The organism is Paenibacillus spiritus (assembly GCF_008710135.1).
Classification (GTDB): Bacteria; Bacillota; Bacilli; order Paenibacillales; family Paenibacillaceae; genus Paenibacillus_AQ; species Paenibacillus_AQ glufosinatiresistens.
This window is the reverse complement of record NZ_VYKK01000021.1, coordinates 1-26799: the sequence shown is the minus strand read 5'-3', so window position 1 is coordinate 26799 and position 26799 is coordinate 1. Positions and strand designations below refer to the sequence as shown.

Annotated in this window: 24 protein-coding genes; 8 read left to right on the top strand and 16 right to left on the bottom strand. The window is 62.1% G+C overall.

Going from position 1 to position 26799, the window contains the following annotated elements; translation table 11 throughout:
• From F4V43_RS14530 to nifB, 9 genes are all read right to left on the bottom strand, one after another.
• A complete protein-coding gene (locus F4V43_RS14530) occupies positions 1-831 on the bottom strand; it encodes a HesA/MoeB/ThiF family protein (protein ID WP_150458977.1) in 831 nt (276 codons plus the stop codon).
• Positions 832-928: 97 nt separating this feature from the next.
• Positions 929-1519 (bottom strand): DUF269 domain-containing protein, encoded by a 591-nt coding sequence (locus F4V43_RS14525; RefSeq protein WP_150458976.1) that lies wholly within the window; start codon positions 1517-1519, stop codon positions 929-931.
• The gene (gene nifX / locus F4V43_RS14520; RefSeq protein ID WP_150458975.1) at positions 1516-1917 is read right to left on the bottom strand and encodes a nitrogen fixation protein NifX; all 402 of its coding nucleotides are present in this window, start codon (positions 1915-1917) and stop codon (positions 1516-1518) included. Before nifX ends, F4V43_RS14525 begins: the two co-directional genes overlap by 4 nt.
• The gene (nifN, locus tag F4V43_RS14515) at positions 1892-3223 is read right to left on the bottom strand and encodes a nitrogenase iron-molybdenum cofactor biosynthesis protein NifN (protein ID WP_150458974.1); all 1332 of its coding nucleotides are present in this window, start codon (positions 3221-3223) and stop codon (positions 1892-1894) included. Before nifN ends, nifX begins: the two co-directional genes overlap by 26 nt.
• The gene (gene nifE, locus F4V43_RS14510) at positions 3213-4577 is read right to left on the bottom strand and encodes a nitrogenase iron-molybdenum cofactor biosynthesis protein NifE (protein WP_150458973.1); all 1365 of its coding nucleotides are present in this window, start codon (positions 4575-4577) and stop codon (positions 3213-3215) included. Before nifE ends, nifN begins: the two co-directional genes overlap by 11 nt.
• Before the next feature lie 47 nt (positions 4578-4624).
• Positions 4625-6184 (bottom strand): nitrogenase molybdenum-iron protein subunit beta, encoded by a 1560-nt coding sequence (gene nifK / locus F4V43_RS14505; RefSeq protein WP_150458972.1) that lies wholly within the window; start codon positions 6182-6184, stop codon positions 4625-4627.
• Positions 6181-7638 (bottom strand): nitrogenase molybdenum-iron protein alpha chain, encoded by a 1458-nt coding sequence (nifD, locus tag F4V43_RS14500; RefSeq protein WP_150458971.1) that lies wholly within the window; start codon positions 7636-7638, stop codon positions 6181-6183. The genes nifK and nifD overlap by 4 nt, the downstream gene beginning before the upstream one ends.
• A 41-nt stretch (positions 7639-7679) precedes the next feature.
• Entirely contained in the window at positions 7680-8558 is an 879-nt protein-coding gene (nifH, locus tag F4V43_RS14495) for a nitrogenase iron protein (protein WP_150458970.1), read from the bottom strand.
• Positions 8559-8564: 6 nt separating this feature from the next.
• Positions 8565-9941, bottom strand: coding sequence for a nitrogenase cofactor biosynthesis protein NifB (nifB, locus tag F4V43_RS14490; protein ID WP_150458969.1), 1377 nt, complete (start codon positions 9939-9941; stop codon positions 8565-8567).
• Positions 9942-10465: 524 nt separating this feature from the next.
• Here nifB and F4V43_RS14485 point away from each other — a divergent pair.
• Positions 10466-11296, top strand: coding sequence for a TerC family protein (locus F4V43_RS14485; protein ID WP_150458968.1), 831 nt, complete (start codon positions 10466-10468; stop codon positions 11294-11296).
• A gap of 125 nt (positions 11297-11421) precedes the next feature.
• Here F4V43_RS14485 and rlmN read toward each other — a convergent pair whose 3' ends face one another.
• The 4 genes from rlmN to F4V43_RS14465 form a co-directional block, all read right to left on the bottom strand.
• Positions 11422-12489: a 23S rRNA (adenine(2503)-C(2))-methyltransferase RlmN gene (gene rlmN / locus F4V43_RS14480; RefSeq protein ID WP_150458967.1), complete on the bottom strand. Its 1068-nt coding sequence runs from the start codon at positions 12487-12489 to the stop codon at positions 11422-11424.
• Between the two features lie 123 nt (positions 12490-12612).
• Complete coding sequence (locus F4V43_RS14475) at positions 12613-13362, bottom strand: ABC transporter permease (RefSeq protein WP_150458966.1); 750 nt, start codon at positions 13360-13362, stop codon at positions 12613-12615.
• The gene (locus tag F4V43_RS14470) at positions 13356-14141 is read right to left on the bottom strand and encodes an ABC transporter ATP-binding protein (protein ID WP_150458965.1); all 786 of its coding nucleotides are present in this window, start codon (positions 14139-14141) and stop codon (positions 13356-13358) included. Before F4V43_RS14470 ends, F4V43_RS14475 begins: the two co-directional genes overlap by 7 nt.
• The gene (locus F4V43_RS14465) at positions 14119-15144 is read right to left on the bottom strand and encodes an ABC transporter substrate-binding protein (protein WP_150458964.1); all 1026 of its coding nucleotides are present in this window, start codon (positions 15142-15144) and stop codon (positions 14119-14121) included. The genes F4V43_RS14470 and F4V43_RS14465 overlap by 23 nt, the downstream gene beginning before the upstream one ends.
• Positions 15145-15390: 246 nt before the next feature.
• Here F4V43_RS14465 and F4V43_RS14460 point away from each other — a divergent pair, with 246 nt between their 5' ends.
• Positions 15391-16695 carry a sugar phosphate nucleotidyltransferase gene (locus tag F4V43_RS14460; protein ID WP_223879912.1) on the top strand — a complete coding sequence of 435 codons (1305 nt, stop codon included), beginning with the start codon at positions 15391-15393 and terminating at the stop codon, positions 16693-16695.
• 236 nt (positions 16696-16931) lie between these two features.
• The gene (locus F4V43_RS14455; protein ID WP_150458962.1) at positions 16932-17117 is read left to right on the top strand and encodes a hypothetical protein; all 186 of its coding nucleotides are present in this window, start codon (positions 16932-16934) and stop codon (positions 17115-17117) included.
• 134 nt (positions 17118-17251) lie between these two features.
• Here the strand turns inward: F4V43_RS14455 and F4V43_RS14450 are convergent, their stop codons facing one another.
• A complete protein-coding gene (locus tag F4V43_RS14450) occupies positions 17252-17476 on the bottom strand; it encodes a helix-turn-helix domain-containing protein (RefSeq protein ID WP_150458961.1) in 225 nt (74 codons plus the stop codon).
• Positions 17477-17733: 257 nt separating this feature from the next.
• On the opposite strand from F4V43_RS14450, the gene efeO reads away from it, so the two are divergent.
• From efeO to F4V43_RS14435, 3 genes are read left to right on the top strand one after another with little or no spacing between them, the layout of a single operon-like run.
• Positions 17734-18624 carry an iron uptake system protein EfeO gene (gene efeO / locus F4V43_RS14445; RefSeq protein WP_150459053.1) on the top strand — a complete coding sequence of 297 codons (891 nt, stop codon included), beginning with the start codon at positions 17734-17736 and terminating at the stop codon, positions 18622-18624.
• A 4-nt stretch (positions 18625-18628) separates the two neighbouring features.
• The gene (efeB, locus tag F4V43_RS14440) at positions 18629-19987 is read left to right on the top strand and encodes an iron uptake transporter deferrochelatase/peroxidase subunit (protein WP_150458960.1); all 1359 of its coding nucleotides are present in this window, start codon (positions 18629-18631) and stop codon (positions 19985-19987) included.
• A complete protein-coding gene (locus F4V43_RS14435) occupies positions 19984-21975 on the top strand; it encodes an FTR1 family protein (RefSeq protein WP_150458959.1) in 1992 nt (663 codons plus the stop codon). The genes efeB and F4V43_RS14435 overlap by 4 nt, the downstream gene beginning before the upstream one ends.
• Positions 21976-22149: 174 nt before the next feature.
• Here the strand turns inward: F4V43_RS14435 and F4V43_RS14430 are convergent, their stop codons facing one another.
• Positions 22150-23028 carry a phosphotransferase family protein gene (locus F4V43_RS14430; protein WP_150458958.1) on the bottom strand — a complete coding sequence of 293 codons (879 nt, stop codon included), beginning with the start codon at positions 23026-23028 and terminating at the stop codon, positions 22150-22152.
• A gap of 222 nt (positions 23029-23250) precedes the next feature.
• Between F4V43_RS14430 and nagA the strand changes: the two genes are divergently transcribed.
• Complete coding sequence (nagA, locus tag F4V43_RS14425) at positions 23251-24429, top strand: N-acetylglucosamine-6-phosphate deacetylase (RefSeq protein WP_150459052.1); 1179 nt, start codon at positions 23251-23253, stop codon at positions 24427-24429.
• A gap of 71 nt (positions 24430-24500) precedes the next feature.
• On the opposite strand, the gene F4V43_RS14420 is transcribed toward nagA, so the two are convergent.
• The gene (locus F4V43_RS14420; RefSeq protein ID WP_191089597.1) at positions 24501-25406 is read right to left on the bottom strand and encodes a YhcN/YlaJ family sporulation lipoprotein; all 906 of its coding nucleotides are present in this window, start codon (positions 25404-25406) and stop codon (positions 24501-24503) included.
• A gap of 190 nt (positions 25407-25596) precedes the next feature.
• On the opposite strand from F4V43_RS14420, the gene F4V43_RS14415 reads away from it, so the two are divergent.
• A complete protein-coding gene (locus tag F4V43_RS14415) occupies positions 25597-26676 on the top strand; it encodes a glycosyltransferase family 4 protein (protein WP_150458956.1) in 1080 nt (359 codons plus the stop codon).
• The last annotated feature ends 123 nt before the right edge of the window (positions 26677-26799 follow it).

The window sequence follows — 26799 nt, the reverse complement described above, 5'->3', positions numbered from 1 at the left end:
TCAGCCTCCTTCTACGCAGCAAGCGCAATTCGGATTCCGGGTGAGACGGACGCTGTAGGAGGTAAAGTCGAGCGAATGGAAACGGTGCATCACGTTCATATAGGTCGTCCCTACCCTTGTTATCCATTTTACGGCTTCCAGCGCGGCCAGACAACCTGCCATGCCAGAAGTCGCCCCCAGAACCGGAAATCCGAGAGGCTCCCAAGACGGCATTTCCTGCGGATAGAGACATTCGAGACAAGGCGTCTCGCCGGGAACAACGGTGGTCAGCGAGATTTCAAAGCCGTACATGGCGGCTTCGATCATCGGTGTGCGCGATTGAACACAAAGGCGGTTCAAGATATAGCGCTCCGGAAAGTCATACCGGGCGTCGATGACAATGTCGGCGCTCTCCACCCAGGAGCGGGACTGGTCCTCCGTAATCCGCGCATTGTAGCCCTCAATCTCCACCTCGGGATTGAGGCGTCGCAGATGCGAGACGGCGGTCTCCATCCGCTCCAGTCCGAGATGGGCGGTGTCCATCAGAATCTGGCGGTTCAGGTCCGGCTCAGCAATCACGCCCTCATGGGCCAGGATCAGCCTGCCGATGCCTGCCGCGGCCAGATACAGAGCCGCCGTTCCGCCGAGACCGCCGATTCCGGCTACCAGTACCGTGGCCCGCCTCAGCGCCTCTTGGCCCGAAGCGCCAAGCAGCGCAAGCTGGCGGGCGTACCGGGCGGGAACCGCCGGGCCTGATTCCGCCGGGCCGGAGGAAGCGTATTCGGATATTGCCCGGCCGGTGGCGGTCCGGCCGTCTTCTGCCGCAGCCGCGGCTGCCTCCGCTTCGCTCATTCGTCTCTCCTCCCGTCCTCTTAAACGTCCGCCGGGCGTTCTTGGTGCACTCCCTTCACTCTTCCGGATTCTGCCTTCCACTTCCCGGCAGCTTCCTTCAGCCCTCCATGTGAAGCAGCCCTCCGCCTTCGGCGATCCGCTTATACCGGTCCAGAAAAGCCAGCCCCTCCTGCACACAGGCCGTTCCGTAAGCCAGCGTCTTCTCCAGCGAGACGAACGGGAACGGAAATCCGGCGCGCAGACTCTTGATCACGAGAATGACGCGGCCGCTGTACACCAGGCCGCGGCCGAACCCTTCCCGGTTGATCTCCGCCGAGCTCTGCATCAGATAGCCGCTCTTGCCCTCGAGCACACCGGCTACCGCCTGGAACAGCAGCGGCACCTGCCGCCGCACCGCATCGGAGGCCAGGCAGCTCCAGTCCGAGCCGTGCTTGTCTTCCGCCGAAGCCAGAAAGGACGCCTTGATCTTCTCCTCCGCGCCCAGGGCAGCATACCGGCCGAGCGTATCGGCGGCGCCCAGCAGGTCGCCCAGCCGCGCCAGCAGGGCGTCCGTGAGCAGCGGATCGGGCGCAGGCCGCTTACGCCGGCCGGCCGAACCGGCCGGACCGCCGCTCTCCGGCTGAACGGCTCCGCCATCTTGGATGCCGCCGGAAGAAGCCGGAGTCACAGGTTCAAATGAAGGGTTCATTTCTCCGGACTCCCTCCTTCCGCCGTCAGCGCCTCTTCCCGCAGCAGCACCTTCGCCAGCCACATCGGCGGCTTGCCTTGGAGCATCTCGGACAACCGCTTCACCTGTTCGTCGATCCGGCTTCCGGCCGGAACCTTCACCGGCATGATCTGGCGCCGGGTCACCCTGGCCGCCGCCGACGCCCCGATCTGCATCAGGAAGATCAGCGTGCAATCCGCCACGGCTTCCACCCGCCCTTCAATCCGCCCCGCCTCATCTTCCGGGGACGCGCCGTCCACCCGCCGCAGTCCGACCCGCTCACTGCCGCTTCTCGTTACGTTGTAGACGGCAAACATCGGGCTCTGCCCGAAATGCGCGTTGACCCGCACGCCGTCATCTGTGGCGAACGCTACCTTCATGCCGCTGCGCCTCCCTTCGCATCAAGAAATTGCCGGCCCGGTTCGTCCACTCCATCGCTCCCCGGTAGCCGACCGATACCTTCATATATGCGCCCAGTTCGTTCCAGACCGGAAATCCCGCCGCCATAAAAGCTGCGCCGATCCGCTCTGCGCCCGCCATGCCGTGCGAGCTTCCGATCCACAGATCGGCACCCGCCCCCAGCGCCTCCGCATCGTCCAGATCGCCAACGTATACGTCTTCCTCCAGCTCCGACACGGCCGTCGTCTCGCAGGGAACCACCAGCGCTCTCCGCTCGACGCCAAGCTCGGCCAGCCAGCCGGCCACGGAGCGGAGATGGTCACTCTCCAGCGCTGCGACGGCGGAGGCTCCGGCGAATTGGAAGTGGGCGTCCAGCATGCAATCCAGCAGATTCTCCCGCTCCCAGCGGTAGCGGACAGGCACCGGGACGCCGCTGATCTGCTGCAGCGTCTCCATCAGCTGATCCGTGGCCCGAAGCCCCATGGAAGCCGGGAAGACCTTATACGGAGTGCCCAACGCGTTGTGCAGACGGCGGGCGGCGCGTTCCATGCTGCCGCCAAAAGCAAGCGTCAAGCCCGACTGGAGGCTCTGCATCATGGAATCGAGCGGAACGCCGCCGCGGGTCAGCGGCGAGAAGCCGGTCAGCAGATGGCCCGACAGCGAAGTCGATACATCCGGCAGCGCAATAGCCTTGAACCCGAAGGAACCGGCGATCTCCTTCAGTTCCATGACGTCTCCCGGAGTCATCGAAGCAGCCGGCAGCAGCGTAATCTGCCGCGGATTCGGATTCCGCTGTCCCCGGAGCATTCCGCCCTGCTGGATCAGCTCGTCAATCATCGCTTCGACGGCGGCAGCGAAGCCCGACTCCATCGAGCCGCCTAAATCCGGCAGCGTCACGGCAAAGGCCAGTCCGCCGCGCATATTCCGCTCCCGTTTGTACTGCTTCAGCATGCCGGCATAATCCGCGCCCGCCACATCGGTCAGCTCGCTCCCGATAATACCGACAATATCCGGCCGGTGCTTCGTCAGAACGGTGTGCAGCGCTTCTTCGAGATTGCGGTTCGCGTCGAAGATGACGTCCATCTCCTGGAGCGCCGAGGTCTGAACGGCAATCGGTTCGCGGAAGTGCCGGGTCAGCAGCGCCTTGGGAAAGGCGGAACAGCCTTGGGCTCCGTGTATAATCGGCAGCGCGCGGTAACAGCCCTGAAGCGCGAGCACGGCGCCGAGCGACTGGCCGATCCGGAGCGGGTTGACGGACAACGGCTTCTCTCGTCTCTTAACGGTCATCTCCGCTCTCCTCCCATTCCCAAGGCGCCGGAGCCGATGCCAGCTCCCAGATCGGATGGGTCAGCGCGCCCGTCAGCTCCCTGGCGAGCCGAAGCAGCCCTTCATATCCGGCATAGGCCCGGTGGCGCTCCTGGTTAATATCCACGAACGGAATCCGCTCCTTCATCGCCACATACATATTGCGTCCGCCGGCGATCATCAGATCGGCCTTCCGTTCCTTCACGGTCTTCAGAATGCGAAGCGCCCCCCCTTCGGAGATATACTCCGCCTCGTCGCCCACCCGGTCTGCGATCCGGGTTATATCATCGTCCGTGCTCTTGTTCGTGCCGACGCCCACCACCTGAACGCCGAGCTCCTTCAGCGCGGAAATGACCGACCAGCTCTTCACACCGCCGGTGTACAGCACCGCCTTCTTGCCCTTCAGCGCCTTGCGGTACGGCTTCAGGTCATGCGCCAGTCTGGCCTCCTCGCGTTCGGTCAGCCGGTCCACCCGCCGTTCCATCTCCCGGTCGTTCAGCAGATAGGCCATCTGCCTGAGCGAATAGGTGGTCTCCTTCGCTCCGTAGAACGAGCCCTCGAAGTACGGAATGCCGTACCGTTCCTCCATCCCCCGCGCCAGGCCAAGCAGCGCGCGGCTGCACACCACCATGCTGGCCCTGGCCCGGTGCGCGCAGGCAATTTCCTTATACCGGGCATCGCCCGTAATGCGGGCAGTCAGCGGGATGCCCGCCTGATTCATCAGCTTCTCGATGCTCCACAGCTCGCCGGCGATGTTATATTCGCCGATCAGATTGATTCCGGGCGGAAGGTCCGAATCCGGTTCCTCCGTGCCGATGACGTATTGGAGCAGGGCGTCGCCCGCCAGCCGGTTGCCCAGGTTTTTGCTGCCGACAAAGCCCGGGCTGTTCACCGGTATGACCGGCAGTCCGAGCCGCCGGGAAGCCTCCCCGCACACCGCGTCCAGGTCTTCGCCGATCAGCGCGGTGACACAGGTGGAATAGACAAAGATCGCCGGCGGCGCGAACCGCCCGGCAATATAGTCAATGCTCTCCCGCAGCTTCTTCTCTCCGCCAAAAATAATCTCGTTGTTCCCGAGGTCCGTCGTCAGCCCGTACCGGGACAAATCCGGTCCGCTCGTCAAGGACCCCCGGCTCCCCCAGCTGTTCCCGGCGCAGGCCGCGGGACCGTGGACGAGATGGGCGGCATCCGTAATCGGCAGCAGCGCAATCTGCGCCCCGTCGAAGGAGCACCCCCCGGCAGCTTCCCCCGGCCTCGGCCGGGGACAGGGCTTCGATTTCGGCACTCGGCTGCCGCAGGGCTGATCGTCCGGCGTTTCTTTGCGCATAGGCTCCATCGGATGATTCCCTCCTTCGCTGTGAAGCGGTTCTGACCGGGCGGCGGTCAGCGTACCAGATCGAAGTTGAACCCGGAGTGATTCCGGTCAAGCTCCTCCAATACCGTGTTGGCAATCTGAGTCAGGAGATTCAGCGCCCCCCGGTAGCCGATAATCGGACTGCGGTGCAGGTGATGGCGGTCAAAGATCGGGAAGCCGATCCGCACGAGCGGCACCTTGGCATCCTGTGCGGCGAACTTCAGATGGGAACTCCCGATGGCCAGATCGACCGGGTCCTGGATCAGCAGGGAACGCAGATGCCAGAGGTCCTTTCCGACATAGACGGCGGCTTCCGATCCGTAAGGGCTGGAGGCCAGCATTTCTTCCGCCTCCTGCTTGAACTTCACCCCGCCGGATTCGACGTCCCCGTTCGAACACAGCACATGCACAGGCTCCATTCCAAGCTCCAGACAGAAGCCGATCAGGCCGATGAGAAGGTCGGGATCGCCGACCAGCGCTACCCGCTTGCCGTGCAGATACGGATGGCTGTCGGCGTAAGCGTCGACGACGCGGCCGCGTTCCTTGGTCAGCGAAGCCGGAACCGGCAGGCCGGTCAGACCGCTGATCGTCTCCAGCAGCCGGTCGGTGGCCCGGATGCCCAGCGGCGCAGACAGGGCAGCCACCGGCTGCTTCCAGGTTCCGCTGATATACTCCTCCGTCCTGCGCAGCGTGTATTTCTGAAGACTCAGCGAACCGAGCGCGCAGGCGGCCTTCGGCACATCCTCCAGCTTCGTGCCGCCGTAATAGTATTCGTATTCGCCGGTCGCCGGCGAATCATAGTTGCCGCTGTGGTCGCCAAGAAGCGTGTACTTCGTATCGAAGGCGTCCAGAATACGGCTTATTTCGGCGAAGTTCGCCGTGTAGGGCTCGAAGCCGAGCAGCACATTCAGCTTCTCTCCGCTCTCTCCGCCCGTTCCCCGGGCGGCCTGAAGGCCGGAACGTTCATAGAGCTGGCTCAGGATATTCTTCAGCATGGAGTCATAGCCGGTAATATGGGACCCGATGAAGCTCGGCGTATTGGCGAAGGTCACCGGATAGTCCTCCGGAATCGCCCCCTTCTGCCGGGCATTGCCGATAAAGGCCGACAGGTCGTCGCCGATGACCTCGGCCATGCAGGTCGTGCACACCGCGATCATCTCCGGCTTGTAAAGCGCCCGGGCATTCTCCAGCCCGTCGATCATATTGCTCATCCCACCGAAGACGGCGGCATCCTCCGTCATGGAAGAGGAGACGGCTGGCGTCGGTTCCTTGAAGTGGCGGCTCAGATGGCTGCGGAAATAGGAATTGCAGCCCTGCGAGCCGTGAACGAACGGCAGCGTCTTCTCGAATCCGAGCGCCGCCATGACCGAACCGAGCGGCTGGCAGGCTTTGTGGGGGTTAATAACGACAGCCTGGCGCGCAAAGTTCTTCTCGGTATACTCCGCAGAGCGGGAGTACGCCAGCGCTTCGGCCGTCTCCTCCGCGCTGCAGGGCGCCTCGAACTGCTTCTTGTTCTCGCGCTGGGCGGCAAAGCGTTCCTCCGAGAACAGCGAGTTATAGTCGGGGATATCGATCCGTTCCTTGCTCATAAGCCCGCCTCCTCTTTAATCAGCGCCTTCTTCCGGTCCATCAGGCCCCATACCGGGCTGTTCACGGTCATATCCATATCCCGGGCAAAAATCTTGAAGCCGTCGAACCCGTGATACGGCCCGCTGTAATCCCAGGAGTGCATCTGCCGGAACGGGATGCCCATCTTGTGGTACACATATTTCTCCTTCACTCCCGAGCCCATAAGGTCGATATCGAGACGCTGGGCCAGTTCCTCCAGCTCATAAGCCGTAGGATCGTCCATAATGATAGAGCCTTCCTTCATGTCGGGGAAGGTCCGTTCATAATCGTCCTTGTGCGCGAACTCGTAGCCGGTGGCGACAATCTCCATGCCGAGGTCCTCATAAGCCCCGATGGTGTGGCGGGAACGGAGGCCTCCGATCAGCAGCATCACCTTCTTGCTCTCCAGCCGCGGCCGGTACTTGGCGATAACGGCGTCCATCTGCGGCTTGTAGCGGGCGATTACCTTCTCACAGTTCTCCTGAATCGAGGCGTCGAACCGCGCGGCGATGGCCCGCAGGCTCTCATAGGTCTTGGACGGTCCGAAGAAGTTGTATTCCATCCACGGAATGCCATAGGCCTTCTCCATATGATCGACCATATAATTCATGGACCGGTGGCAGTGAATCAGGTTCAGCTTGGACTTATGGGCGGTCATCAGCTCGTTCATCGTACCGTCGCCCGACCACTGGCCGATAACGCGAAGGCCCATTTCCTCCAGCAGAATACGTGAGGCCCAGGCGTCTCCGCCGATATTGTAGTCGCCGATGATGGTGACATCATAAGGGCCGGTCTCTTGAAGCTCCGCCTTGCCGAGCATGAAATCGCGGATTGCATCATTGGCGATATGATGGCCCAGCGACTGGCTGACGCCCCGGAAGCCCTCGCAGCGGACCGGAACAATCGGCAGATCCAGCTCCTTCGACATCTTCTTCGACACCGCCTCGATATCGTCTCCGATCAGCCCGACCGGACACTCCGACTGCACCGAGATGCCCTTGGCGAGCGGGAACATCTCCTTGATCTCCCGGCAGATCGTCTCCAGCTTCTTGTCGCCCCCAAAGACGATGTCCGTCTCCGAGAAATCGCTCGTGATCTGCATAGCGGTGAAGTTGTCGATTCCAAGCGTTCCGTTCGCATAGTTGCGGCGCGTTCCCCAGCTGTACTGGCCGCAGCCGATCGGACCGTGGCTGATGTGAACCATATCCTTGATCGGCCCCCAGACGACCCCCTTGGACCCGGCATAGGAGCATCCTCGCGGCGTCATGACGCCGGGACGGGATTTGATATTCGATTTCAGCGAGCATTTGCACGACTCCATCGTCTCTTCCGTATTGATCTGAAAATGCTTCTGCCGGTCCTTCCTCGCCTTGTCCGGGTAAGCTTCCAGAATGTCTCCTACCAGCTTCTTGCTTGCTTCAATATCCAGGCTCATCTCCACTTCACCTCTCTATTATCGTTGTTAGACGATGTCAACTACTGCCCGGCCGCCTCCAGCTTCTTGATGGCGGCTTCTTCGTCCTCCACCACCCCGAACTCGATCAACAGCTGTTCCAACTCATCCATCTCGATCGGAGTCGGAATCGTCAGCCGGTCGTTGTGGAGAATCTTCTCGGCAAGCTGCTTGTATTCATTGGCCTGGTTATGGGCCGGATTGTACTGGGTCACCGTCATTCGCCGCAGCTCGGCATGCTGCACCACATTGTCCCGCGGCACAAAATGAATCATCTGGGTATTCAGCCGGCGGGCCAGCTCCTTGATCAGTTCCTCTTCGCGGTCGGTGTTGCGGGAGTTGCAGATCAGTCCTCCGAGCCGGACTCCGCCGCTGTGCGCGTACTTGAGAATCCCGCGGGCGATATTGTTCGCCGCGTACATCGCCATCATTTCGCCCGAGCAGACGATGTAGATCTCCTGGGCTTTGTTCTCGCGGATCGGCATGGCGAACCCGCCGCATACGACGTCGCCGAGAACGTCATAGGAGATGAAGTCCATTCCGTCATAGGCGCCCTGCTCCTCCAGGAAGTTAATCGAAGTAATGATCCCCCGGCCGGCACAGCCGACGCCCGGTTCCGGACCGCCCGACTCGACGCAGAGGATGTCGCCGAAGCCGCCTGCGACCACATCTTCTAGCTCCAGATCCTCGACCGATCCCATCTCGGCGGCCAGGTGAAGCACGGTCTGCTGGGCTTTCGTGTTCAGAATCAGACGGGTGGAATCCGCCTTGGGATCACAGCCGACAATCATGACTTTCTGGCCGAACGTCGTCGCGAGCTGGGCCAGCGTATTCTGGGAAGTCGTGGATTTGCCGATGCCGCCCTTGCCATAGAAAGCGATTTGTCTCAATTTCTTCGTCATTTAGAATCATCCCTTCGTGATTTGGATTGGCTCAAAATAAGAACTGTACTTGACGCTGTCGAGTATCTCCGCCGCGATTTCTCCCTTGCGCACCAGCGGCAGGATACCCGCCCGGTTCAATGCCGCCTTCGGGGCATCGCCGATGCCCGAGCTGAGAAGAATCCGGCAGTCGCCGAGCAGGGAACAGATCTCCGCCAGCGTCTCTCCCTTGTCGCCGTTGCAGTCGGCGGTGCCGTGGCAGTAAGCCTGAATCTTGCGGACGCCCACGAAGCGGACCGCTTCGCCATCGGTGTCATAGATCAGAAATTCCGTCGCATGCCCGAAGTGCTGATTGACCTTGTCGCCGCCTCTGGAGGCTACGGCAACCCGGGTCTTCCGGTTCTGGTCCGTAAGCGGCCTCCTCCCGCTGCGGGCAGCCTGCCGCTGGCGGACCCTGCCGTCCAGCTCCTGCTGGAACTGCTCCCTGGCCCGGTGATCCACCGCCGGATCGTCCGCCATCTTCTCCAGCCGGAAGTCCGCGCTGCGGTCCTGGCCCAACAGACCGATCGCATCGGCCCGGCACTGGCGGCAGTGCCGCATGAGCTTCATGCCCTCCGTGCCGATCCGCTCCTGAAGCCGGTGCAGCTCCTTCGGCTTCGGCGCGCGGCGGCCCTCCTCCGCGTACCGGCTGCCCGGCGCGATGATGAGCGGCGTTACGTTGTGAACGGCGGCGCCAAGCTCCTTCACCTTTCTGGAGACGTCCACCAGATGCTCGTCGTTCACACCGGGAATCAGAATGGAATTCACCTTCACCAGCACGCCGCGCCCGGCAAGCGCCTGCAGGCCTTCGAGCTGTCTCCTTATCAGCAGCTCCGCCGCTTCCCTGCCTTCATACCTCACTCCCTCATCGTAGACCCAGGCATAAATTTCCCGCCCGATATCGGGGTCGATGGCGTTGATGGTAATCGTCACATGCCCGATGCCCAGCTCTTCAATCTCGTCGATATGCCTATGCAGCGTCAGCCCGTTCGTACTGAGGCAGGTCAGCACATCCGGCAGTGCGCGGCGCACCCGCTTGAAGGTCCCGAAGGTCCGCTCCGCATTCGCCAGCGGATCGCCGGGTCCCGCGATGCCGACCACCGACAGCTGCATCAACTGGGCGGCGACTCCCTTGACTTTGCGCTCGGCCTCTTCCGGCGTCAGCAGCTCGCTGACAACGCCGGGCCTGCTCTCGTTGACGCAGTCGAACTTGCGGTTGCAGTAGCTGCACTGGATGTTGCAGGCAGGCGCGACCGGCAGGTGCATCCGGGCGAAGAAGCGATGTGCTTCCTCGCTGTAGCAGGGATGCCGGCTGACTCTCTCCTCCGGCGGCTCGGTCCGGCATGATGACGGCTGAATTGCCATGGTCCCACCTCCTTGACGTAGATTGTATTTATGTTAATTTTCCTTATCTGAATATCTCTTGGTGTGTTTTATTTAGTTTCATGATATTTTCAAGCCTGCTAACCGTCAATTATACGAATTGCTATTTGAAGCCAAAAAAGATGAAGTTTACACTTTTGCCATATTTCATGTTATTTTAGTTAACACGCTCCTCTCTTGGTTCCGTTTCCAATTCTTCGCCCGGCAGGAGGCGGCGGGGCCGGAAGAGAAATCAGACAGGCTATTGACAATAAATCCTGCTATACGCTAAGATCGTTCTAGGTTCCGAAGGGAGCCCCCAACTTCATAGACTCCGTAAAGGGGAGTAGCTGTGAGGTAAAGTCGTCAATACGAGAAGTTCCGCTTCTCCGGCTTTACCGACAATGTAACCTTAATTGTTAGCGAGACCTTTACCACATCCGCCAGGCCCAATTGGGCCTGCGGGATGTGGTACGGGTCTTTTTTATTGGATTATGGGCAATCTAAGTCAAAAGGGAGGATCTAACATGGATTGGGGTTTATTGTTTGAGTACGGCTGGGTACTGCTGGTGCTCGTCGGACTGGAGGGGCTGCTGGCCGCGGATAACGCGCTGGTGCTGGCGATTATGGTCAAGCATCTTCCGGAGGCCGAGCGCAAGAAGGCGCTCTTCTACGGACTGTTCGGCGCCTTCGTCTTCCGGTTCGCATCTTTGTTCATCATCTCTTATCTGGTGGATATCTGGCAGGTGCAGGCAATCGGAGCGCTCTATCTGCTCTTCATAGCCGTGAACCATATCGTCCGCAAAATCGCCGCTTCGCGCAAAGGCGTCACGGACTCCGCGGCCGGGAGCGGCTCGGATGCCGCGGTCGACAAGAAGAAAGCCGGTTTCTGGTCCACGGTGTTCAAGGTCGAGCTGGCGGACATCGCCTTCGCCATCGACTCCATTCTGGCCGCCGTGGCGCTGGCCGTGGCGCTTCCGCCCAGCGGGCTGCCGGACATCGGCGGACTGGACGGCGGAGTGTTCCTGGTCATCTTCGCCGGCGGTTTCATCGGACTGGTCATCATGCGTTTCGCCGCTTCCTTCTTCGTGAAGCTGCTGCACAGCCGTCCTGGCCTTGAAGTGGCCGCCTTCATTATTGTCGGCTGGGTCGGCGTCAAGCTGGCCGTCATTACGCTGGCGCATCCTTCGCTCGGCGTGCTGTCGGAGCATTTCGCCCACAGCACCTGGTGGAAAGCCACCTTCTACGTTGTGCTCGTGCTCATTGCCGTCCTCGGCTGGTTCATGAGCGGCCGCTCGGAAGCTTCGCACGAGGGCGAGAATCCGGTCGGGGAACTGGATCGGCAGCTGGATAAATAAGAAGGCCCGTCCTTCCCTCCGTTCATACAGTCCACACAGTTCGCAGAGTTCCTGCAGCAAGAGCCCGAACGTTCCCGCCGAGGCGGTTCGTTCCGGCTCTTCTTTTCTTTGTCTCTTCGCCGGACTTACGCCCGGGCGGAGGCCTTGATCTGCTTGCTGCGGAGCTGGCCGCACGCCGCGTCGATGTCGACGCCGTGCTCCAGCCGCTTGCTGACGCTCACCTTCTGCTTCTTGAGCGTATCGAAGAAGGCGCTGACCGTCTCCCGGTCGGGGCGCTGATATTGGCTGTGCTCATCCACGGGGTTATACGGGATGAGATTGACATTGACGAGGGGACGCCGGCTGCCGATCAGCTCGGCCAGCTCAAGCGCATGCTCCTGGCCGTCGTTGACTCCGCGGAGCATAATGTATTCCAGCGTCACGCGGCGCTTGGACTTCTCCAGATAATAATCGAGCGCCTCCATCAGCTTCTCGATCGGAATCGCCTTGTTGATCTTCATGATGCGCGTCCGCAGCTCATTGTTGGGCGCATGCAGCGAGATCGCCAGGTTCACGCCGAAGCGGCGGTCGGCGAACTCGACAATTTTGCCGGCCAGACCGCTGGTGGATACTGTAATATGCCGCCCTGCAATCGCCAGCCCCTTCTGATGCTTGACCGTCTCCAGGAAGCGGGCCATGTTCTCGAAATTATCGAACGGTTCCCCGATCCCCATAACGACAATGTGGCTGACCCGGCTGCCCGGCTCGGTGCGGTCCAGATGAAGCTGGACCTTCATAATCTGTTCTACGATCTCGCCGCTGGTCAGATCCCGGCTCTTCGCCAGCAGGCCGCTGGCGCAGAAGCTGCACCCGATGTTGCAGCCGACCTGCGTGGTGACGCAGACGGACAGACCGTACTTCTGGCGCATGAGCACCGTCTCGATCAGATTGCCGTCCCGAAGCCGGAACAGGAACTTGACCGTGCCGTCCTGCGACTCCTGCTTCACGTGCTCGGTCAGCGTCTCGATGGCAAAATGCTCTTCCAGAACGCCGAGGCAATCCGGATTCACATCCTCCATAGCCGCGAACGCCGTTGCGCGTTTCACATAGAGCCAGTCCCAGACCTGAAGGGCGCGGAACTTGCGGTGCCCCCGCTCCTCCAGCCATCCGGCCAGCTCCCCGAACGTCAATTCATATATGGATGGTTTATTCATCGCTGTTCTTGTCCTCATTTCACCAAAACAAATTCCTGCCGCAGACGCTCCGGCATTCCTCTATTGTCCCAAATTTTTAGCATATTGACAAGAAGGCTTCGCCGGTTCGGCCGGCCGGAAGCGTCAGCGGCGCCATTTCATGAAGACGGCCTCCAGCACATCCACTATAAGGAACAAGATAAATCCGGCCAGACTGAACAGCAGAATTCCGGCATACATGCCCGGATAATCAATCCGCTGCCAGGCATCCATAATGAAATAGCCGAGCCCGTGCTCCGTTCCGTAGATTTCGGTAAAGAAGAGCACGGAGAACGCCGTCCCGAGCGACACCCGGATGCTGCTCAGAATTGCCGCAAGCGCGCCCGGCAGTGTCACATGCCGGAATTTCTGCCCGGCTCCCGCGCCCACGCTGGTCAGAACGTCATAGGCATCGGACGGGATGGCCCGGATACCGTCGCGGACGGATATGATGACCGGGAAGACGAGAATCAGCGTAATCATCATGATTTTGGACCTCTCGCCCAGTCCGAGAAGAAGCATGGCCACAGGCAGCAGCGCAATCTTCGGGATGGGATAGGTCAGATAGACGACGGGATCCAGCAGCCGGTTCCAGCGCGCGGAACGCCCCATCGGCAGGCCGACCAGCAGCCCCGCCAGCATGGCCAGCGCTACTCCGGCGAATACCCGGAACAGGCTGTAGCCCGCATTCTCCAGCATATCGCTCCGGTCCAACCGCAGGAGCGCCCGGTAGACATCCTCCGGTCCGGGGAGAATCGGCTTGTTGACGGCGAGCGCGAGCAGGAACCACAGCAGGTGAAGACCCGCCAATACATAGAGGAGACTCAAGAGATAAGAAGTGCGCCGTTTCACCATAGGTCAGCCATAGCCTTTCGTACCGTTCGGGTCATTTCAAAAAAAACGGCGCTGGTCCGCCGCTCCCCGGGCGCAAGGCCCGAGACGGGGTTGTCCAGCAGCAGGGGGCTTCCCGCGCCGGACGGAGGCAGAACAGCGATGATCCCGCCGAGCAGAATCGCTTCCTCCACATCATGGGTCACGAAGAGCGCCGTCGCCGGATACGCCTCCCAGTTCGCCAGGAAGCGTTCCTGCAGCGCTTCGCGGGTCAGGGCGTCGAGTGCCGAGAACGGCTCGTCCAGCAGCAGGAGATCCGGCTCGAGCGCAAAGGCGCGGGCGACGGCCACGCGCTGCTGCTGTCCGCCGCTCATCCGGGCCGGATAGCGGTCCGCCAGCTCGCCGATGCCCATGAGGCCGAGCCAGCGCGCCGCCGCTTCCCGCTTCTCCCGGCGGCCAAGCCCCGGTCTTGCGATGCCGAGCGCCGTCGTAATATTCGCCTCGGCCGTCTTCCACGGCAGCAGGCCGTAATTCTGCGGCACAAGGCCGATGACGGCGCCCGATCCCGCGAGCGGCTGCCCCCCGAAGGCGATCTCGCCTTCGTAGGCGCCGAGCAGTCCGGCGGCCGCGCGCAGCAGCGTCGATTTGCCGCAGCCGGACGGGCCGATTACGCTGCATATCGCCCCTTGCGGGACCGACAGCGCGATCGGTCCGACCGCCTCCGCACGTCCGGGATAGGACACCGTGAAGCCGCGGACCGCAAGCCCTGCCGCCGGGATTTTATTTGGAACCGAACTCGACACCCGAGATCACTTCCTCCGGCTTCGTCTCCTTGGACAGCAGTCCTTTCTCACGCGACCAGACAAAGGCCTGCTCGATCTGCTTCACGTCGGCCTGGACGGCATGTTCGTATGAAGGCACTTTGATTTCGCCCTTCATTTCTTCCGGATAGCCGACTTCACGGACCACTACGTCGATATACTCGCTCTGGTCATGGGACTTCATATAATCAACCGCTTCATTGTAGGCGGCGTACATGCCGTGTACGGCATCCGCTTTGTCGCGGATGGTCTTCCCGGGGAGAGCCAGAACGAACGGATTGATGCCCGCTTCTCCCGTGGAGCTCAGCACCCGCAGTCCTGCCGCTTGTCCGATCGTGACATAGGGCTCAGGCAGAATGGCGGCGTCCGCCTTCCCGTTCTTGAGCAGCTCCAGCCGGGTCGGAATCTGCGGCACTTCGGTGACCGTGATGTCCTTCTCGGTCAGGCCCGCCTGGGCCAGCATCGTCGCGACCGTGTACTCGGTCGAGGTGTTTTTGGAGAGGATGACCGTCTTGCCCTTGAGATCCTTCACGCTCTGAATCGCGTCGTTGCCGGTCAGAAGGGAGAAGGAGCCGGTCGTCGTGCTGGCAATCTTCACATCAAGCCCCGCCTGGTTGTAGAGTGAAATCGCCACAAGATCGGCGCTCCAGCCCTCCAGCTTCCCGGCCTGCGAAGCGGCGTCGCGGTCTTTGGCGCTCTTGAAGGACTGGATATCCAGGTTCACGCCGTGCTCGGCGTCGAAGCCCTGCTCATGAGCGATGACAAAAGGAATGGCGTCGATCGACGGCAGCATGCCGAGCGTCAGCGTCGTAAGCGCTGCGGGCGCTGCCGAAGCCGTGCCTGCCGAAGCGGCGGGAGAAGCGGATGCCCCCGCGTCTGCGGCGGAGTTGCCGCCCGATGAGCCGCACCCCGCCAGCAGCGAGCCGGCCAGCGCAAGAAGCGGCAGTCCGAGGATTAAGGGATTGCGTCGTTTGGTGTTCAGCATTTCACAAGCCTCCATATCGGGTAAGTAACGCGGCCTCGCGCGTTTTGACCCTTGCCATTTTACACCTGTCCATGCCTTTTGTATATTTCCAAATTGAAATATCTGCTTCCCGGTCCATAGGAGCCCAGCCGGATCTGGCCCCCTGCGGAAGACGGCGCAGCGCGGCGTGCATACGATACAGAATGAAGCTTGGCGCATGCTGCCGGGCTCAAGATGACGGAAGGAGCGGAATCTCTCGTGAAACTGATGCTGCTCTCCGGCGGCTCCGGCAAAAGGCTGTGGCCGCTGTCCAACGATTCGCGATCCAAGCAGTTCCTGCGCGTGCTGCCTGCTCCCGGGGGAGGCAGCGAATCCATGCTTCAGCGCCTCTGGCGGCAGGTCGGCGAAGCCGGTCTCCGGGAGAGCGCCCACATCCTTACCGGGCGCGACCAGGCCGGAATGATCGCCGCCCAGATCGGCGCAGCCGCACCGCTGATTCTCGAGCCCGAGCGGCGGGATACCTTCGCCGCCATTCTGCTGGCCGCCGCCTATGCGGCCGGTCTTCCGGGAGCCGCCCCCGACGAGACGGTCATCATCATGCCGATCGACCCCTGCGTCGACGGGGATTTCTTCCGCACCCTTGCGCTCCTGGACTCTGCACTGGCTGCCTCCCGGTATCCGCTTGTCCTGGTCGGCGTACATCCGACCCATCCGTCGGAGAAATACGGCTATATCGTTATAGATGAACATGCCGGAGAACACACCGGGGGACACGCCTGTCCGCTCCGCACCGTCAGCCGGTTCGTCGAGAAGCCGTCCGCCGGAGAAGCGGCGCGGCTGATCGGCGAAGGCGCGCTGTGGAACTGCGGCGTCTTCGCCGGGCGCCTCTCCTTCTATACCGGCCTGCTTGCGAAGCGCGGCCTGCCCGCCGATTACGCCGGGTTGCTCCGGCGGTACGCCGGGCTGCCGAAGATCAGCTTCGACTACGAGGTCGCCGAGCGTCTCCCGTCTCTGGGCGTTCTTCCCTATGCGGGGCGCTGGAAAGACCTCGGCACCTGGAATACGCTGACCGAGGAGATGCGGGAGACGGTCAGCGGGCCGGGAAGAGTCAGCGCAGACTCCATCGGCACGCATATCGTCAATGAGCTGGATATTCCCGTCAACGTGCTCGGCGTCCCCGGCCTGATCGTCGCCGCCAGCCCGGACGGCATCCTTGTGGCCGACAAGGAAGCGAGCCCGCGGATCAAGGAGATGCTGGATGAAGACGCGCCGCCGATGTACGCCGAGCGGCAGTGGGGATGGCAGCGGGTGCTGGAACGCGGCGGGAGCGCGGAAGACCGCAGGGCGACGGTCAGCCGGATTGCCGTTCACGCCGGCTGCACCCTGCCGCTCCGCTGCGAGGCGCAGTGCGAATACGTCTGGGTCGTCACCTCCGGCAGCGGGGAAGCCGTACTGGAGAACCGCGTTCATCCGCTCGGTCCCGGGGATGCGCTGCGGCTCCCTTCCGGCACGCCGCACAGCCTTCGGACACACGGCGGAATCCGGCTCGTCGAGACGGCATTCCCGCTCTAGACAGCAGGCGGGAGCGCCGATCCGGCCGGTCGCCTGGCTTTCACAACAATGTGCGCTGCGGAAGGACAGTTCTCCTTCCATAGCGCACCATTAGTGCATTTTATCACGATCCGCAGGGGTAAAATGTATTTTTATAGCGGACATCTATTTTATTTATCAGTCGATCATGCTATAATGTAAGCGTAATCAATAAACGGCGGCAAGCCGTTACAGCACCACCAAGGGGGATGAATATTATGCTGGCAGGACTGAAAGAATTCAAGAATTGGGCAATCACCAATTTGCAGCCGGCTCTAGTATCGGGAGAAGGAGATTACATGAAGATCGAGTATGACGCCGCCCGCTGTCTTCGCGAAGCTCCGGCACCGAAGCGCTTGACCTACGAAGAAGAATCGCGAATCAAATCCGTTATTCTCCACTAACGGTTAACTCCCATACCGACCGCAGCACCGGACGATCCGGATGGCTGCGGTCTTTTTATTGTCTCAATAAAAAACCTCCCTTCATCCCGAAGGATAAAAGAAGGCTTCTCTCGGTGTTTCCCCAGGCAGGCCGGCTATATCTTCAGTTCCCCAAGCTTAATCAGCTCGACAACCGCTTGCGAACGGCCTTTGACATTCAGTTTTTGCATAACGTTGGAAATGTGGTTGCGGACTGTCTTCTCGCTGATGAACAGCAGACCGGCGATATCGCTTGTCGTTTTGTCCTGGACGAGGAGTTCAAATACTTCCCGCTCCCGATGTGTCAACAGAAATTTGCTGTGATGTTCGTGCCCCTTCATGGTGGTGTCACCCCTCCTTGCCCGGGAATGTTTGGTCTAACAAGGTTAAGGGATACAGTCAAATCCATAGTATGAGCCGCGCAGAACGATGGTGCGGTCGCTTCAAGGAAATGGGCGGTCGCTTAAATGTGACGGAAATCACATTTTTTCGTTGACAGCAGGTAGCGGCGGTTTTATGATTAGGGCATATTTTCCCACTGATAATCATTATCATTGATAATAGGTTCATTACATAGAAAAAGGGGATGTTGGTCATGATGAATTACCGCTTTGCTCTGCCCGCCGGGCTGCTCGCCGGGGTGCTGCTGCTGTCCGGCTGCTCCGACAATAACGCGTCCGGTGCTACTTCCGGGCAACCGGCCTCACCTACCGCTGCGCCGTCTGCGCCTCCGGCGTCGGGCCTTCCGGCTTCAGCCGAAGCGCCGGACTTCACCCGGGCGGTGAACGATTACCGCAGCTTCGTCATCGCCCAGTGCGACGAGTTCGTCAAGGGAACCGAGGCGTTCGCAGCGGCCGTGAAGGCCGGCAATCTGGAGGCGGCGAAGAAGCTGTACGCCCCGACCCGCATGTACTATGAGCGCATCGAACCGATTGCCGAAGCCCTCGGAGATCTTGATCCCAGCATCGATGCCCGGGAAGGCGATGTGGACGACAGCGAATGGCGCGGCTTCCACCGGATCGAGAAGGGACTCTGGACGGGGGGCACGACCAAGGGAAGCGAAGCATACGCCGACCGGCTGCTTCAGGACGCCCAGCTTCTCCGCGCCAAGGTGGAAACTGCGCCGATTGACGCCTCTCTCCTCGTGACGGGAGCGGTCGAGCTGCTGAACGAGGTCTCCACCTCCAAGGTTACAGGAGAAGAGGAACGGTATTCGCGGACCGATCTGTATGATTTTGCCGCCAATGTGGAAGGGGCCGAGAAAATCTATGAACTGCTGAAGCCCCGGCTGGCCGAGAAGGACCCCGAGCTGGAGCGGACAATCGGGGAGCGGTTCGCCGCCCTGAAGGACGAGCTCGCGCCGTTCAAATCCGGGGACGGCTATGTCTCTTACGATCAGCTCCAGGATGAGGACGTCCGCAAGCTCAGCCAGAACCTCGACGCGCTGGCCGAACCGCTGTCCAATATGGGGCGGCTTCTGGGAGTGTGAGTCCATGAAGCGCCGCAAGCCCTGGAAGTCACCGCCTGACGTAACACCCTTATCCGGGCCGGATTCGCCTCCGGTCCGCCCTGCAGACGAAGAGGCCGCCGGCCCTTCCCTGCTGAACAAGCCTGTAAGCCGCCGCGATATGCTGCGGCTTACAGCCGCCTCGGGGCTTGGCCTGCTGCTCGGAGGCGGCGCAGTCGGCGCGCTGGCGGCTCGGGAAGCGTCCCCGTCCGCAGCTCCCGGCCCCGCCGATACATCAGATGCAAGCCTTCCGTTCTACGGCAGCCATCAGGCCGGAATTGTCACTCCGGCGCAGAGCTTCATCTGCTTCGCGTCTTTTGATGTCACGGCTTCGGGCCTTCCCGCTCTCCGCCGTCTGATGCAGAGCTGGACGGAAGCGGCCGCTGCGCTGACGGCCGGCCGGCTGCTCGGCGACGCCAACGACCGGGCCCATGTGCCTCCGACCGATACCGGCGAAGCGGACGGCCTGAATCCCGCCCGGCTGACGCTGACCTTCGGAGCCGGGCCGTCGCTGTTCGACGGACGCTTCGGCCTGGCCGGAAGCCGGCCGGCGACCTTTGCGGAGCTTCCCGCCTTCAACGGCGATCAGCTTGAACCGGAGTGGTGCGGCGGCGATCTGTGCGTGCAGGCCTGCTCCGACGACCTTCAGGTCGCCTTCCACGCCATCCGCAATCTGGCCCGCATTGCCCGGGGAACCGCCGTTCTCCGCTGGACCCAAGAGGGCTTCCAGCGCACCGGAACGGCCGATCCCCGCGCCGGAACGCCGCGCAATCTGCTCGGCTTCAAGGACGGCACCGGGAATCCGGACATCTCCGATTCCCAGGCCATGAACGAGATTGTCTGGTGCGGCGGCGAAGCACCGGCCTGGATGCAGGGCGGCACCTATATGGCGGTCCGGCGGGTCCGGCTGCGGCTGGAAATATGGGATCGCTCCTCGCTTGCCGACCAGGAGGCGACCTTCGGACGGCACCGGGCGAGCGGCGCGCCGCTCGGCTCGGCCCATGAATTCGATCCGCTGGACCCGAAGGCGACCGACAGCAGCGGCAACCTCCGGATTCCCGCCCATTCGCACTCCGCGCTCGCCCGCGGCGACGGATCGGTCAAGATGCTGCGCCGCTCCTTCTCCTATTCCAGCGGATTGAGCCTGAAGACCGGACAGCTGGACGCCGGACTGCTCTTCATCTCCTTCCAGCGCGATCTGCAGAAGCAGTTCGTCGCCGTTCAGCGGCGGCTTGCGGCCAGCGACAAGCTGAATGAATACCAAGCGCATGTCGGCAGCGCCGTGTTCGCCTGCTTCCCGGGCGTGCGGGAAGGCGCCTATCTGGGACAGGCGCTGCTGGGATGAAGCACATTTCTACTACTCTGGCTTACGGAAGGGGCATCCCGATGATTTATACCTCACTCAAGCGCCGCCTCCAGGCCGGCGCGCTGGCAGCCGCGCTGACCGCCGGCGCGCTTCTGGCTGCGCCGGGAACCGCTGCGGCGGAAGCGGCGCCGGGCAGGCAGCCTGCGGCGGCTTCAGCCCAGACTGCCGCCGGGCTTCTGCCTGCCGGCAGCGCGGACCGATCCGCGGCCGCCCAGGCGGCGCAGGCGCGGCTCGACGCGCTGTTCCCGCCGGTCGGCAGCGCGCTCGTGGCCGCAGGCGGCGGCGAGTGGAACGAGGCCGCCGCCGATCTTGCAACCTTCGCCGGCCTCTGGGGCGAGGCGAAGACCCAAGCGGACTCGGCCCATGCCGGTCTGGCTGGGGAAGTGGACGCCGCGCTCGAAGCGGCGTCGTCCGCTCTGGCGGCGGGCGGCGGTCCGGCCGCCCGCCAAGCGCTGTCCACGCTCGCCGGAGCCGTGGACGCCTACGCCAGCGCCGCCGCTGCGCCCGGCGGCGAAGAGACGGCCGCCGCCGGGCCGAAAGCGGCGGCCGGGCTGCTTCCCGCGGCCGGGCAGGCGCGGGACGCGGCGCGCGCCGCCGACTGGGACGCGGCGGAGGCGGCGTACCGCAGCCTCGTCGACGGCTGGGCGCCGGTGGAGCGCGCCGTCCGCCAGGACAATGCTGCGGTCTACGGCCAGCTCGAGACGAAGATGAGCCTGCTGCGGATCGCGCTTCAGGCCGAGCCTGTCCGGGCGGAGGCCGCATTGGCGGAAGCGGAAGCGCTCCGCGGCCTGCTGGAGAGCTACAGCAAGGGGCTGAAGCCTTCCGCCGCGGAGACGGAAGTCAGCCGGGCTGCCGCCGCTTCCATTGAAGGGCTGATCGGCCATCTGGATCAGGCGATTACGGATGCCGAAGCCGGCCGGGCAGCCGAAGCGGCCGCTTCCGTGGAGCGGTTCATTGCCGATTGGCCGTCTGTCGAGGGCCGCGTGCAGATCTCTTCGCCCTCGGCCTACACCCGCCTCGAGAATGAGAGCGCCGAAGCGGCCGGCTACCTGCTGTCCGATCCGCCCAAGCTGGACCGGGCGCTGGCCACGATGAAGACGATGCGCGATGAACTGACGCCGCTGTCCGGCGAGGCCCGGTATACGTTCTGGGATGCGGCGCTCGTGCTGCTGCGCGAAGGGCTGGAGGCGATTCTGGTACTGGCCGCCATGCTCGCCTTCGCGAGACGCAGCGGCCGTCCTAGGGCTGCGCGCTGGGTATGGTCCGGAGCGGCCGCCGGTCTGGCGGCCAGTCTGGCGCTGGCCTCGGGGCTGACCCTCCTGGTCGCATCCGCTGCCGCCGGAGGAGCCCGGGAAGCGATCGAAGGCTACGTTGGCCTCGCCGCAGTCGTGATGATGCTGGCCGTCGGCCGCTGGCTGCACGGCAAGTCCGGCACTGCGGCATGGAACCGCTATGTCGGCAGCCGCATGGAAGGGGCGCTGGCCGGCGGCAGCCTGTGGACCGTCTTCGGCGTTACCCTGCTGGCCGTCCTTCGCGAAGGGGCCGAGACGGCGATCTTCTATGCCGGAATGGCGCCTTCGATGGACCTCTCCCAGATGCTGCTTGGCATCGTCCTGGCGCTTGCGCTGCTCGGGGCAGCCGGCTATGCGATTCTGGCGCTGAGCGCCCGGCTGCCGATTGGCGCCTTCTTCCGGACCGCCGCGCTGCTGATCTACTATCTTGTCTTCCGCTTCCTCGGGGAGAGCATCCATGCGCTTCAGGTGGCCGGACATGCGCCGGCCCATGTCTCGGACTCGCTTCCGGTCGTCGGCTGGCTCGGTCTGTACCCGACCTGGGAGACGGCGATTCCCCAGGCCGCCCTGCTTCTGCTCCTGTTCGGAGAATCGCTGCTTCGGAGACGGGCGGAACGGGCACGCCGGACGGCAGCGGACGCTTCGCAGGCCCGGAGCCTGGACCCGGGCGCATAGATAACGGCGGGTACGCCAATAAGACGTTTCTCCTGTTCGCCGGAGAAACGTCTTATTGGATTTCAGGTTCCGGACTTTATCTTTCAGACCTCTTATTTCAGACTTTATCTTTCAGACTTTATCTTTCAGACTTTATCTTTCAGACCTTAGCTTCCAGGCTTCATCTTCCTGGCTTCAGACTCCTTCTTCGCCCGCATTATCTCCGCCGATCTTCGAGCGGATGAACGCGATCAGCCGCTGCTTCTCTTCCTCCGAGATGGCGTCCGCGTTCAGCTTGCGGGCAGCTATGGGCAGCAGCCAAGGCTCCGTCTCCGCGCGCGAAATCCCGCCGCAGGCTTCGTATTCCTCATGGAACTGGTCGATCATCTCTTCCCGCACGGCATCGAACTGACGGTGCGCTTCCTCCGGCAGGAACGGGGGCAGAACTGCGTACCGGATCATGACCACATATTCGGCCAGATCTCCTCCGGGATGGCCGCAGGAAGCATCCATCCAGTCGATGATCACGGGACGGCCTTCCGGCGGAAGCAGAATGTTACCCGGGTTCGGGTCCCCATGGCAAAAGCGGTCCGAATCGGGAAGCGCTCTCAATTCCTCCAGCACGCGTTCCTTCTCCGCATCCGTCAAATAGGGGGCATTTCGGATGGCGAAGGCGAAATTCTCTTTCTGCGAAGCCAGACCTTGCGGAGCGGGAACGCGGTGCAGCTCGGCCAGCAGCCTTGCCGTTATTCGCCAGCCCTCGTAATCGGGTACAGCTTCATCGTATCCCGGTGTTTTCTCCTTGCTCCATGCCCCGAACAGACGCTCGATCAGCGGCTGGCCTTGGATATAATCCGAAATGATCCCCGGTCTCCCGTCGGTCTCCAGCAGTTCATAGGGCCTGGGCACAGACAGCCCCTGGTTCCACGCCTGCTGCTGATTGCGGTATTCTCTTTCCATGGCCCAACGGCTCGTATTGCTCTTGGCCAGCTTGATAATGGTCCGCCCGGGTTCCCAGACGCGGACCTCCGCACAGCCTCCTTCTCCAATACTTCTTCCCGGTTCCGGATTCATACCGATCCCCCCTGCCTGATGCGTAATGGCCCTCCCTGCCCGGATATCCGGGATTTCGGCGAGCCTTGATATCAAGCTATATTAGGAGGTTGCTTTTCGCTTGTCAATGAAGCTTTTATCCGCCTCGGTTGTATTCCGTTATCCGATCCGATATATTCGGCACAAGGAGGAGAGCCTATGAATTCCTATCCATTAAACGGCGGTACAAATGCCTTGTCCCGAATGCCGGCAGAGGAAGGAGCCCTGCTGCGCGGACAGGTGCTGACACCCGGCGGCCTTGTCGAGAGCGGGGCCGTGGCGTTTCAGGGAAGCCGAATCCTCTTTGCCGGCAAGGCCGAAGAGCTCCCCCCGGCCTGCCGGAACTGGCCGGATGCGGCCGCATGCCGGAACGGGCTTATTGTTCCCGGCTTCGTGGATGTTCATGTCCACGGCGGAGCCGGGCATGATTTCATGTCCGCCGGTCAGCAGGAACTTGAAGAGATTGCCGCCTTCCATGCCTCGATGGGCACCACCACGCTCCTTGCTACCACCATGACCGCCCCGAAGGATGCCCTGGATACCGTTCTTGCCGGAGTCGCCGCTTGCCGGAACGGCGGCAGTCCCTTGGCAGCCGTCATCGCCGGCGTACATCTGGAAGGACCGTTCATCCATCCCGACTGGGCCGGCGCCCAGAACCCCGCGCATATTTCGCTTGCGCGTCTGGACTGGCTGGAGGAATGGGAGCGAAGACACCCGGGACTCATCCGGCAGGTCACCCTTGCCCCCGAACGGGAAGGCGCGCTGGAGGCGATTGCCTGGCTGCGCCGGCGGGGCATTACAGCTGCGCTCGGTCATACCGGCGCTTCCTATGAAGAAGTCCTGGCCGCTGCCGACGCCGGGCTGAACCATGCGGTCCATACGTTCAATGCCATGACGCCGCTGCATCACCGCAGCCCCGGCGCAGCAGGCGCTGTTCTCGCCGATCCGCGCATTCGGGCAGAAGTCATTGCCGACGGCATTCATGTGCATCCGGCAGCCATTCGCATCCTGGCCAGAATGAAAGGGCCCGATAGCCTGCTGCTTGTTACCGATGCCATGGCGGCAGCCGGCCTGCCCGACGGCGAATATGCCATCGGCGATCTGCCTGTTCGGGTCAGGAACGGAGTCGCCCGGCTGCGCGATGGAAGCGGCACGCTGGCCGGCAGTACGCTGACTATGATTCGCGGCTTCCGCTATCTGGTGCGGGAGGCAGGCCTTTCGCTTCGGGACGCTTCCCTGGCGGCCAGCCTCAACCCGGCTGTATCGCTCGGCCTCGATCATGACATCGGCTCTATCGAAGCAGGCAAACGCGCCGATCTGGTGCTGCTGGATGAAGAGCTTGAACTGAAGAGCGTGTGGATCGGAGGATGCTCCCTTCCATAAAAAAGGTTCCCGCTTGTACGGGAACCTGGAACCCTTTTATCGGGTGTCTTCAATGGACTTGAGATCCCTTCCTATTCCCGGGTAGGGAAGATCCGTTCCACCAGCGTACGGAATTCATTCGCGAAGCCCGATAACGGATGGCCGCCGCGGGCCTGATCCGCATAGCCGTTCACCCGTTCCACAAAATCGGGGTTGGCCGAAACATAGACGGACCCGATGTTGCTGTCGTAGCCGCGGACCGTCTCGGCAATCCGGTTCTTCAACTCTTTGTTCACCGTATCCCCGCGGCCGGTTCCCATGCTGTGGTAGCCCCGTCCCGATTCGACTGTGCCTGTACCGTTCAGCAAATCTCCGGCTCCTCCGGCGGGCCCCGTTCCGTCCGTTCCGGTCATGCCGTTCATGTAACCTCCGCTGCCGTTCATTCCACCGCCGAGTCCGCCTCCGCGGCTGCCGCCAGTACCCGGAGTTCCGGTCATACTCCGGCCGTCATCGGTCAGATGAGCGCCGGCCGAGCTGCGCGGCTTATAGAGAGTGCCGCTGCCGGTTCCGTATCCGGTGCCGTTGCCCGTCCCGTAACCGCTGCTTCCCGGACTCAGATTCGTGCCGCGCATGGTCGTTCCGCGGTCCGATGCGCCATTGCCGGAACGGCGGGAGTTGCCGGAGTTCTCATCGGCCGTCACAGCCACATAAGCCGTTCGTCCGGCCATAAGCACATGGGCTGAGCGGACCCCGGGAATTGCCGATACCCGGTCGGACAGCTCCCGGTCCATTTTCAGGTTGGCGATGTTGTGAATGCCTTGGGCCGAACGGGTCTGAAAGCGCCCCTGATTGGAAGTTCCCTTCGTACTGTTTGTCTTGACACTGTTCGTCTTCACACCCGCGTCATTCTTCGATCCGTTGCCGCCGCATCCGGCGAGGGTTGCGGTTCCCAGGAGCAGCGCGGCCGCGAGAGTCATGCCAATTCGGGAATGCTGCATAATCATCCTCCATCCCTTATAAATAAGATCATGGCAATAAAGCCGGTGAACAAGCTTAGAATGACCGTCATCCTGCTCTTGTATCCCAAAAAATATTGGAACTCCTGCGCCGCTCCTCACCATCCATTCCGGCGCTGCGTATGCTGTAGACGGCAGGATCATACCCGCGATCCGACGGGAGGAGAACAACATGAAGGTTCTGTTCATTTTCTATATCGCGAGCGGAGGCGTGGAGACCCTTAACCGGCTTCGCTGCGCCAGTCTGCCTCAAGTCGGCATTGAAGCCCATACCCTCTATCTGCTGCCCGGGGGGAACGGCCCGGAGCCAGACTCCTGTCCCTATCCCGTCTTCTTCGGTTCGGATGACGCTCTGCTGTCTGACCTGCTGGCCCGCCAGCAGTACAACGCCATCATCGTCACCTCGGACTACCGGATGACCGAACGGCTGCGGAGACTCGGATACGGCGGCATTCTGATCTATGAAGCCCAGGGATTCGGAGCTCCGGCGGATGCCGAGGTCGCCGTCCAGCTCGCCGTCCCCTACGTGCAGGCTTACTGCAATGCGCTCCTGTTCCCGCCGACCTATCACTTGTTCGATCTGTTCAACCGCTATTTGCCCGGCGTACACCGCTATGTCATTGCCAACATGCTTGACGTCGAACGCTTCCGTTATGTGCCGGGAGAGCGGCCCCGCGATCCCGTGCTCGCCTGGGTGGGCCGCCTGGAGCCGAACAAGAACTGGCGAGAGCTGCTGGCGGTCGCTTCAGCGCTCCGCTCCCGCGTGCCTGATCTGCATCTGTGGATGTTCCATGATCCGAAGCTTGCGGCGGACGGCGAGAACGAACGGTTCCGCCAGGCTCTGGCAGAGAGCGGCATGGGCGACCGCCTCGCCGAGTTCATCCGGATACCGAATTCCGGCATGCCCCATTATTATTCCCGCGTAGCCGACTCCGGGGGATTTCTGCTCTCGACTTCAGTCATGGAAGGCTTCGGTTATGCGGTAGCTGAGGCCATTCTGTGCGGCTGCCCGGTGCTCAGCACCGACTCCGACGGCGTGCGAAGCTTCATCGAACATGACTGTACCGGCAAATTCTATCCGCTCGGGGATATTCAGACCGCCGTGGCCCAAGGGACGGACCTCATTGCCAATGGCGGGCTCCGCGAAAGAATTGCGCGCGAAGGCCCCGCCAGACTGGCAGCGGGCTTTCATCCCGCGCGGTATGCGAATTCTTTTCGGGAGATGATGAATTCCTTCGGCATTTTCACCTAGCCCGCTGGGATTACGCCGGTTATTCTGCATCCAGGAAAAAGCTCAAACGCAAAGCGGCCGTCCAAGAATTTGCTTCCTGGTCAAGACCCCATTTAGTGGACATTGAAAAAAACACCTAGGTTG

Excerpts from the sequence above, each read along its gene's own strand:
- F4V43_RS14530 (WP_150458977.1), bottom strand. The coding sequence starts at position 831 with ATGAGCGAAGCGGAGGCAGCCGCGGCTGCGGCAGAAGACGGCCGGACC.
- F4V43_RS14525 (WP_150458976.1), bottom strand. The coding sequence starts at position 1,519 with ATGAACCCTTCATTTGAACCTGTGACTCCGGCTTCTTCCGGCGGCATC.
- nifX (WP_150458975.1), bottom strand. The coding sequence starts at position 1,917 with ATGAAGGTAGCGTTCGCCACAGATGACGGCGTGCGGGTCAACGCGCAT.
- nifN (WP_150458974.1), bottom strand. The coding sequence starts at position 3,223 with ATGACCGTTAAGAGACGAGAGAAGCCGTTGTCCGTCAACCCGCTCCGG.
- nifE (WP_150458973.1), bottom strand. The coding sequence starts at position 4,577 with ATGGAGCCTATGCGCAAAGAAACGCCGGACGATCAGCCCTGCGGCAGC.
- nifK (WP_150458972.1), bottom strand. The coding sequence starts at position 6,184 with ATGAGCAAGGAACGGATCGATATCCCCGACTATAACTCGCTGTTCTCG.
- nifD (WP_150458971.1), bottom strand. The coding sequence starts at position 7,638 with ATGAGCCTGGATATTGAAGCAAGCAAGAAGCTGGTAGGAGACATTCTG.
- nifH (WP_150458970.1), bottom strand. The coding sequence starts at position 8,558 with ATGACGAAGAAATTGAGACAAATCGCTTTCTATGGCAAGGGCGGCATC.
- nifB (WP_150458969.1), bottom strand. The coding sequence starts at position 9,941 with ATGGCAATTCAGCCGTCATCATGCCGGACCGAGCCGCCGGAGGAGAGA.
- F4V43_RS14485 (WP_150458968.1), top strand. The coding sequence starts at position 10,466 with ATGGATTGGGGTTTATTGTTTGAGTACGGCTGGGTACTGCTGGTGCTC.
- rlmN (WP_150458967.1), bottom strand. The coding sequence starts at position 12,489 with ATGAATAAACCATCCATATATGAATTGACGTTCGGGGAGCTGGCCGGA.
- F4V43_RS14475 (WP_150458966.1), bottom strand. The coding sequence starts at position 13,362 with ATGGTGAAACGGCGCACTTCTTATCTCTTGAGTCTCCTCTATGTATTG.
- F4V43_RS14465 (WP_150458964.1), bottom strand. The coding sequence starts at position 15,144 with ATGCTGAACACCAAACGACGCAATCCCTTAATCCTCGGACTGCCGCTT.
- F4V43_RS14460 (WP_223879912.1), top strand. The coding sequence starts at position 15,391 with ATGCTGCTCTCCGGCGGCTCCGGCAAAAGGCTGTGGCCGCTGTCCAAC.
- F4V43_RS14455 (WP_150458962.1), top strand. The coding sequence starts at position 16,932 with ATGCTGGCAGGACTGAAAGAATTCAAGAATTGGGCAATCACCAATTTG.
- F4V43_RS14450 (WP_150458961.1), bottom strand. The coding sequence starts at position 17,476 with ATGAAGGGGCACGAACATCACAGCAAATTTCTGTTGACACATCGGGAG.
- efeO (WP_150459053.1), top strand. The coding sequence starts at position 17,734 with ATGAATTACCGCTTTGCTCTGCCCGCCGGGCTGCTCGCCGGGGTGCTG.
- efeB (WP_150458960.1), top strand. The coding sequence starts at position 18,629 with ATGAAGCGCCGCAAGCCCTGGAAGTCACCGCCTGACGTAACACCCTTA.
- F4V43_RS14435 (WP_150458959.1), top strand. The coding sequence starts at position 19,984 with ATGAAGCACATTTCTACTACTCTGGCTTACGGAAGGGGCATCCCGATG.
- F4V43_RS14430 (WP_150458958.1), bottom strand. The coding sequence starts at position 23,028 with ATGAATCCGGAACCGGGAAGAAGTATTGGAGAAGGAGGCTGTGCGGAG.
- nagA (WP_150459052.1), top strand. The coding sequence starts at position 23,251 with ATGCCGGCAGAGGAAGGAGCCCTGCTGCGCGGACAGGTGCTGACACCC.
- F4V43_RS14420 (WP_191089597.1), bottom strand. The coding sequence starts at position 25,406 with ATGCAGCATTCCCGAATTGGCATGACTCTCGCGGCCGCGCTGCTCCTG.
- F4V43_RS14415 (WP_150458956.1), top strand. The coding sequence starts at position 25,597 with ATGAAGGTTCTGTTCATTTTCTATATCGCGAGCGGAGGCGTGGAGACC.